This is a genomic window from Protofrankia sp. CiP3 (assembly GCF_917627345.1).
Taxonomy (GTDB): domain Bacteria; phylum Actinomycetota; class Actinomycetes; order Frankiales; family Frankiaceae; genus Protofrankia.
On the sequence record NZ_CAKJTM010000153.1, the window covers coordinates 1,916 to 8,758 of the forward strand.

Here is a 6,843-nt window from a genome sequence, read left to right on the forward strand (position 1 = left end):
GAGGCGGGCGTCGGGTGTCGCCTCCACCACTTGATACCGCACCCCAAGGACGGGGTGCTACTGCCCTCGCCGAATTAGCGCCAGCAGCTCCGTCAATTCTGGTGCTTGCAAGTCCCTCCAGTTCTCAACTGAAGGGTCGGGATTTAGCATGTGATCGTGGATTTTCTGGCAGGTGTCGAGGGTCAACTCGATAATAGGGAGCAAGCCGTCGAGGGCCAGCACTGTGATCAGACCACGGTCATCGTGATCAAGCGCGTAGTAATAGACTGGCCATTTGCCGTATCGAGCGCTCTCAAGCGCTTCGCGCATCTGAGATATCCTCGCCGTCACCGAGGCGCAGGAAGGCCGCCCCGCAATATCTGGAGGGCCAACATAATTTGAAAAGGCGGCCCTCCGCTCCTCCTCGCTCAAATCCCATAGCGACTCGTATGCTCGCGCGAGCCGTTCGAGCTTTGAATCGAGCGCCCGAATCTGAAGATCGACAAGTTCACTCGCAGCGTTCACTCGAAAATCTTCGAGGCTCGTCAGTGTCACGTTCATGTTTGCGGCTACTCGGAAAGCCCCGGCCTGGTATCCACTCTCCGAGAACATGAAACCGCGGTCGGCGCCGATGTCGGCAACGACTCCGAGTAGAGTTAGCACTCGTTCTTTCGGAACTGACCGCGTCCATCTCTTGCATTCAATCAGCCAGAGCTGCTCGACGCCTGCCACTTTCATGCGCGCGGTTACATCGATGTCATGCCCACCCCGCGCACCTTGAATACGCTCGTTGGTTCTGACCCGAAATCCCAGTCCTGAGAAGATTTTGGCAACATCGTCTTGGTATTCTGCCCAGGCAGGCTTTGGAGGCATCCGCTGATTCTCGCATGACAGGCCGAGATATCAGCGCGCGGGCGGTCCCGTGCGGTCGCCGACGCCCGCGACAGTCCTGGCTGGAGGTGCTGCTCGAGGCGAGGCCCGCCGCGGCGCGTGCGGCCTGCTGGCGCTCGGCCATCGACCTGGTGGGTACCGCACAGCCGTGTCCACCTAAGCGTCGGACACGAGGCCTGAGGAGCGCCTGGGCGGCGCTGGCCGGGTCCGCATGACACGGCGGACAACGTCGTCGATGGTCGACCGGCCTCCTGCGATCAGCATCGGCGCCGTGATCGACGAATACCGCAGGGTTCGAATAACAGCACTCCGCCAGTTAAATGAGCCGCGATCCAACTATAGCTTATCGGCCGAGATTAACCCGGAGGAGAGTCAGGACTCTGCGGATAGTAATCAGCACCTCGTCGTCGGTATGTAGAGTCTTTTCGCCGTCGGCCAGGGCTTTCTTGTACAGATTGATGGCCATACCCATCCGCCCGCTTTCGGCGTAGGCGGTCGCGAGCTCGCAGGTGGCAGCGACGGTGTCGCGGTGCCCCGGACCAAGCAGACGGAGCAGGCCAGCCTGACTTTGCTCGTATAGGGTGATTGCCTGCTCGTTATTACCTGCGCCGGAGTGTGCGGCCGCAAGGTTGACTCCACTTACAAGGGTATGCGGGTGGAGCAGGCCAAGAACGCGGGTTTGGTCGGCGAAGGTCTGTTCGTACAGCGAGAGGGCCTTCTTCGTCCGGCCGGCCTTCTGGTACGCCTCCGCGAGATCACGGCGCCCAATCAGGGTATCGGGATGGTCGGGACCTCGAAGCGATATCAAGTCGTGCAGGTTCTGCTCACGCAAAGCGATAGCCCGCCCGGTATGTCCATTTGTCAAATGGCCGGACGCTAGGTTGCCCCGCGTGACCAGCAGGTCCGGGTGATCGGACCCGAGAAACCTGCGCTGATCGGCCAAAATTCGTTCCAGCAACACAATAGACCGCTCGGCATCGCCGAACCTCTGGTACGCTGCGGCCAAAGATAGCCGGACAAGAAGAAGAGTACGGTTATCCGCGCTAAGAGTCCTTGTCGCGATTTCCAGATTCTGTTCGTAGAGGGCAATTGCGCGCAGAATTTGCCCGCCGCTGGACCAGGCGTTGGCAAGATGGTTGCGACTGCGCAGCGCCAACTCGTGCTCCGCGCCGAGAGCACGTTCTATTCCGACAAGGTTTTCCTCGTGTAGGGCGGTGGCTTCCTCATTTCGGCTGGCCAGATCGTAGGCGGTTGCTAGTGCGTCGCGCGCTTCCAGCGCTTCTTCGTGCTCTGGGCCGAGAACGTGGACGCAGTCGGTCGCGTTCTGCTCGAATAGCGGGACTGCGGCGGCGGACTGGCCATGATCTCTAAGATAGTACGCTGTGGTCGCCGTTAGGTTGCGCCCCACAGGGTAGAGGATATCGAACAGGCCTTTTAGTGACTCATCGGAGGAAGGATAGAGCCGGATATGGTCGGCCACCGTGAGAGCGTGAGCGAGCAAAAGACGCCAGGACTGCCAGCCGGCCCCCTTCTCTGAAAGATTGATCACCGCTTGGTTGAGGACTTTAGCGATGGCCAGGAGCCGACCAAATGTCCAGACATCGCCAACCGCAGCGCGGACGTCGGCGGCGATCACGGGATGAACGGTCAGAGTGTCTTGCTCCCGAGCGGCCAGGTTGTAGGAGATCAAGGCGCCGACCGTGTCTGTCCAGATTCTCGGGTCTTTGACTGCGTCCTGAAGCGAATCGCAGGCGGCAAGCAGTTCGACATGGTCCATGAACAGGCTGAGTGGAACCGGATCGGCGGCGCAGAAAGCCAAGAGTTCGAGGAGCGCGACTGCAGCAGGCTTGTCGGCACGAAGGCGGTTTACCGACAGCGAGGCGACGCCGGCCGCGGATATGTGAGGTGTAGCGGCGAGGAGTTCGGAGTAACGGGCGGCGGGAGTGCCGGTCTCGTCAAGATACCCGGCGGCCTGGTCGACAGCGAGCGGTAGATCCTCGACAAGACTTGCGATCTTGGATGCCGCCTCCAGGCTGATGGCGGGCACACGATCACGGATTAGCTCGACGGACGCGTCACGTTCGAGAAGCGGGACCGAGAACGGGACGCCCAGCTTGCGGACGCCGCGCAGCCGTGACGTGACCAGGACCCGGCCCCCGCCGGACGGCTGGAAGGCACGGATGGCGTCGGCGTTAGCAACGTTGTCGAAGACAACCAACCAGGAACCGACCCGGCGAAGCGCCGCCCAAACCACACTCGGGTCAGACCCAGCCGGAAGGCCCAGATGTTCGCCAAGGCTGGCGACGTGCTGGCCGATCAACTCCGCCTGTTCCGACGGTATCCACCAGGCGAGGGCGAGGTCACTGGCATGGCGGTGGGCGTACTCGACCGCGATGGAGGTCTTACCGATCCCGCCCATGCCATCGAGCGCCACCAAAGCTACCCTTGCCTCGGCAAGTTTCACTCCAAGGTCGGCGAGAAGCTGGTCCCGTCCGACGAAACGGGGCAGACGAGCCGGGATGTTCCAGGCCAGATGGCCCGCCGTGGCGACGACACGGGGCAGGGCATTGGTGCCGACAGGCTCAGGATGCGCTGGGCTAGGGGAAGCTGCGTCAGGGGCGCGGCTGCCCGCAGTCTTTTCTAGGTCACGTTGGCGCTCATCGACGGCCGCCAGTTCCCGGATCTCAGCCAGTGCGAACTCGGCTACGTCGTCGTTGGCAGCGCAGGCCCGCACCCACTTTTCGATCTTCTCATCCGGCGGCGGTTTGGTGATCTTGCCGTTGCGGATCGCGTTGAGGTGGCTGACGCTGTACCCGCATCGCTCGGCGAGCTGCAGATCGGTCAACCCCGCACTGCCACGCAGCCGGCTCAAGATCGCGCAGATCTCCCTGACCGCTGCGCTCGGCTCTCGCGCTGCCATGGTCCCCCGTTCCGGTTCCGGTGCTCTTCCGGCGCCGGAACCACCGGAAAGCCTCTCACAGAAGAACACCAAGCTGATCGTTCCGGTCAGATCCCGGCGGGGCGAGAAGCCGGTCTCAGGTGTCTCAGTCTGGGGGCTGTCGCCGATCCGGGCGGCTCGGCCCGAAGGAGCATCGAGATGTCCACCGACCCGATGACAATCAAGATCCTCGTGGTGGCGTTGTGCGTCACCGCCTCCACTTGTGTGGCACTACTCGCCGGCTACCTAGAACGGCGCACCGGCGCCCATCCGGCGACCGCGGTCCTGCGCGCCGGGACCGCGTTCGCAGGCGCTCTCGCACTGGAAATCCTGGTCCTCAGCACGCTCGGAGCACTGTGACGAACCTGCTGGGGACAGCGTCACCTGTCGTCTCGGTGAAGACCAGCGCTAGACAGGCCAGGCCAGCGCATGGCCGACCACAGAGTGTTGGGTAGCTCGGCCGACCAACGGGATGCGTGTTCTCCGTGACTATGGGGCGGTCGGGCTCGGTCACGCTGAGATCGTATTGCGTACTCGGCTAGCTAGTCCCCCTCCAAGATGGCACCATGGCACGCTACGCCGGACTGCCAAGCAGAGCGGACCGATTGGCAGCACGTCGCCGCGGTGGTAGCACCGGCTGCGCTCGTTGTCCCGCCGCACGCTGCATCATGGCCCCGAAGCTTGCGCCGCGATCCGTGCGTGACCAGCGAACCCAAGTTGGTACGTCGGCAGCGTCCGACAGTCCGCTCCGGGCTGTCGGGCTCCAAAGGACGAGACGCTGTCGCCACGCCGCACAACATCAGGACCGCCGAGTACGGCAGGGCTCGGATAACAGCACTCTGCCAGTTAAATGAGTCAGCGCCGATGGTTGGCGCCTAGTCGACGTTAACCGAGCTGAACGACGCTACCGAGCGCCTGCGGAGAAAATCTTTGCCAACAGCTGTCGAACCAAAATCTCGGCCTGATCGAGCAGGGTCGCTAGATTCTCGGGTATTGAGCCGTCGTGAACCATCGTGCTGCGGTGGCGGTAGAGCATGGTCGCGGTCCGGGACGCCTCATCGCCGAGGTGGCGACGCGTCATTGATCTGATTCCCTGGCCGACCGAGACGGTCCTGAGCCATCCTAGTTGGCCTAGAAGTGCCTGTTCCTCGGGTGGATGTTCTCTTCTGACCTCGTCCATCCACCGAGTCACGAGTTTCTGGGTGGCGCTCGACGCGCTTTCCTTGTCCTTGAGTACCTCAAGGACTCCCATCAGTCCGATGAAGCGGGCCTGCGGCGAACTCTCGAAGTAGCTGTCGGTGAACAACACCGAGGCCAGGCGAACCTGCGTATCTTGCATCGCTAGCGACACGGGATCGAAGGTAATCCCAGCTCGGAGCCCTTCTAGAAATCGAGGGAGAGCGCGGTCGGCAATGAACGCTGCGTCGCCGAACTCGAAGTAGACGCTTAGAAATTGCTGGCCTTGCTGACACAGAACCGCCTGGCCGGGTCGGCCTGATGGGGGCGTGGAGCCATCAAATTCAAAGAGGTCGTCCGAGACTCGGACGCCACATCCAGTATAAAGGCCAGCGGCAAGAAGGCCCACCTTGAGTTGCTGGAATGCCTCGCGGGCTTGGTCGGCACTTACGAGGTCCTCGACAACGACGCAGTTGAAACCGGGCGTCGCCGGCTTCAGTTTCAACTTCAATCCGCCGAACTGACCGGCGATCTCGTCTACGAGACGTAGGGCCGGCGAGACGGTGAAGGGCACGGTGAGTACCCAGCGGCTGTCGTGGTGCGACGACATTCTCGTGACCTTCTCTTCGGGCAGGGCCGGGGTGGTTATCTACGCGGGCGACGGGCGACGGGCGACCTGACCTCAGACGGCGGTCCGTCTGAAGACCTGTCGGTCGTGCCAGGCGATCTGGTTGGCGTCCCCAGCCCACCGGAGCGCCAGGCACACCTCGTCGACATCGAAGTTGAAGTTCAGCCACGTACGCAGCATGCGGCCGATCATGGCGAGCGCGTCGTCCGGGAGGCCGTCGACGGCGTGGTAGCGCCGGGGAACTCAGGGGTGTCGGTATCACCCGTCGCCAGATCATTGCCTCTCCGCACCGTCCCGGCGTACCAGGAGGTCAGCCGCCACAGCGCGACGTGAACATCACCACCGTCCTCGGCGCTGGCGAAGCGCAGGCCGCACGCGTCCGAGCCGGGCTCGCCGGCCCAAGCGACAAGCGAGACGCGCCGAACAAGCCGCTGGCGATCATCCATGCCTCATGGCTATCACCACACGCGCCTGCCTGCCGCCGCTTCGCGCGAGATGCGCGTACCGGGCAACTACCCAGTGCGGGCCAGCGATCGGTGTCAGGACCCCGCGCCCCGATGCCAAGTCACGGGACCTCAAGATCGCCGATCGATGAAGAATACTGCACGGTTCAGATATCAACATGCTGCCAGTTAAGTGAGATTTAGTCGTACCAGATGCAACATTCGGCTGGAGCATCGAGTGCGTCGTGGCGCGGGCGTGTCGGCCGTGCTCAGCTGTCGGTGAGCTGGCGCAGGAGGCGGGCCCCGGGCATGCGGTCGTCAGCGCGCATCGGCACGTCGAAGATTTCCGGCTCGTCGAAGACGGGCCGTCCGTTGGGGCGGCGGGTGTAGGGGGCGAAGCCGAAGTCGGCGCCGTCGGTGGTGTCATAGGCGATCCAGGCGATGGTCCCCTGCTCGCCGGGGCGCAGCGGGTGGTTGGAGACCGCTCTGGCGCTGAAGATGCCAGGTTCGGTCTCGATGACGACCTGGGGGACGGCGAAGGCGAACCGGCGCAGGTGCAGGGTGCGGGCGTGCTCGGCGGCCTTGTGCTCGAAGGCGACGGTGGCTTCCTGGTCACGCAGGTAGTCGTAGTCGGACAGGATCTGGCGGCGGTCGCCGTCGAGAATGACGATCGCAGGCGCGTCCTTGAGGCCGATCGCGCGCTGGACACGGCCGACGACATCCGTGACCAGCGTCCAGGTGTCGTCGTTCATGCCGGGTGTCGTTCATGTCTGGGTGGAGGGTTCCCG

The 6,843-nt window shown here is 63.2% G+C and carries 7 protein-coding genes; 1 reads left to right on the plus strand and 6 read right to left on the minus strand.

The window, feature by feature from the left end; all coding sequences use genetic code 11:
• Nucleotides 1-57: 57 nt before the first annotated feature.
• Both MJ797_RS24840 and MJ797_RS24845 read right to left on the minus strand, forming a co-directional pair.
• Nucleotides 58-852: a restriction endonuclease gene (locus MJ797_RS24840; RefSeq protein ID WP_239341852.1), complete on the minus strand. Its 795-nt coding sequence runs from the start codon at nucleotides 850-852 to the stop codon at nucleotides 58-60.
• A gap of 361 nt (nucleotides 853-1,213) precedes the next feature.
• Entirely contained in the window at nucleotides 1,214-3,790 is a 2,577-nt protein-coding gene (locus tag MJ797_RS24845) for a helix-turn-helix domain-containing protein (RefSeq protein WP_239341854.1), read from the minus strand.
• 177 nt (nucleotides 3,791-3,967) lie between these two features.
• Between MJ797_RS24845 and MJ797_RS24850 the strand changes: the two genes are divergently transcribed.
• Nucleotides 3,968-4,168, plus strand: coding sequence for a hypothetical protein (locus tag MJ797_RS24850; RefSeq protein WP_239341856.1), 201 nt, complete (start codon nucleotides 3,968-3,970; stop codon nucleotides 4,166-4,168).
• A gap of 544 nt (nucleotides 4,169-4,712) precedes the next feature.
• On the opposite strand, the gene MJ797_RS24855 is transcribed toward MJ797_RS24850, so the two are convergent.
• The 4 genes from MJ797_RS24855 to MJ797_RS24865 all read right to left on the minus strand — a co-directional run bounded on the left by MJ797_RS24855 (nucleotide 4,713) and on the right by MJ797_RS24865 (nucleotide 6,807).
• A complete protein-coding gene (locus tag MJ797_RS24855) occupies nucleotides 4,713-5,558 on the minus strand; it encodes a hypothetical protein (protein WP_239341858.1) in 846 nt (281 codons plus the stop codon).
• A 108-nt stretch (nucleotides 5,559-5,666) separates the two neighbouring features.
• Nucleotides 5,667-5,792: a hypothetical protein gene (locus MJ797_RS27110; RefSeq protein WP_255739470.1), complete on the minus strand. Its 126-nt coding sequence runs from the start codon at nucleotides 5,790-5,792 to the stop codon at nucleotides 5,667-5,669.
• A gap of 8 nt (nucleotides 5,793-5,800) precedes the next feature.
• Nucleotides 5,801-6,058 carry a hypothetical protein gene (locus tag MJ797_RS24860; RefSeq protein WP_239341860.1) on the minus strand — a complete coding sequence of 86 codons (258 nt, stop codon included), beginning with the start codon at nucleotides 6,056-6,058 and terminating at the stop codon, nucleotides 5,801-5,803.
• 266 nt (nucleotides 6,059-6,324) lie between these two features.
• Complete coding sequence (locus MJ797_RS24865) at nucleotides 6,325-6,807, minus strand: hypothetical protein (protein ID WP_239341862.1); 483 nt, start codon at nucleotides 6,805-6,807, stop codon at nucleotides 6,325-6,327.
• Nucleotides 6,808-6,843: the final 36 nt, after the last annotated feature.

Coding starts and splice junctions, on each gene's coding strand:
- MJ797_RS27110 (WP_255739470.1), bottom strand. CDS start 5,792: ATGCTGCGTACGTGGCTGAACTTCAACTTCGATGTCGACGAGGTGTGC.
- MJ797_RS24840 (WP_239341852.1), bottom strand. CDS start 852: ATGCCTCCAAAGCCTGCCTGGGCAGAATACCAAGACGATGTTGCCAAA.
- MJ797_RS24845 (WP_239341854.1), bottom strand. CDS start 3,790: ATGGCAGCGCGAGAGCCGAGCGCAGCGGTCAGGGAGATCTGCGCGATC.
- MJ797_RS24850 (WP_239341856.1), top strand. CDS start 3,968: ATGTCCACCGACCCGATGACAATCAAGATCCTCGTGGTGGCGTTGTGC.
- MJ797_RS24860 (WP_239341860.1), bottom strand. CDS start 6,058: ATGGATGATCGCCAGCGGCTTGTTCGGCGCGTCTCGCTTGTCGCTTGG.
- MJ797_RS24865 (WP_239341862.1), bottom strand. CDS start 6,807: ATGAACGACGACACCTGGACGCTGGTCACGGATGTCGTCGGCCGTGTC.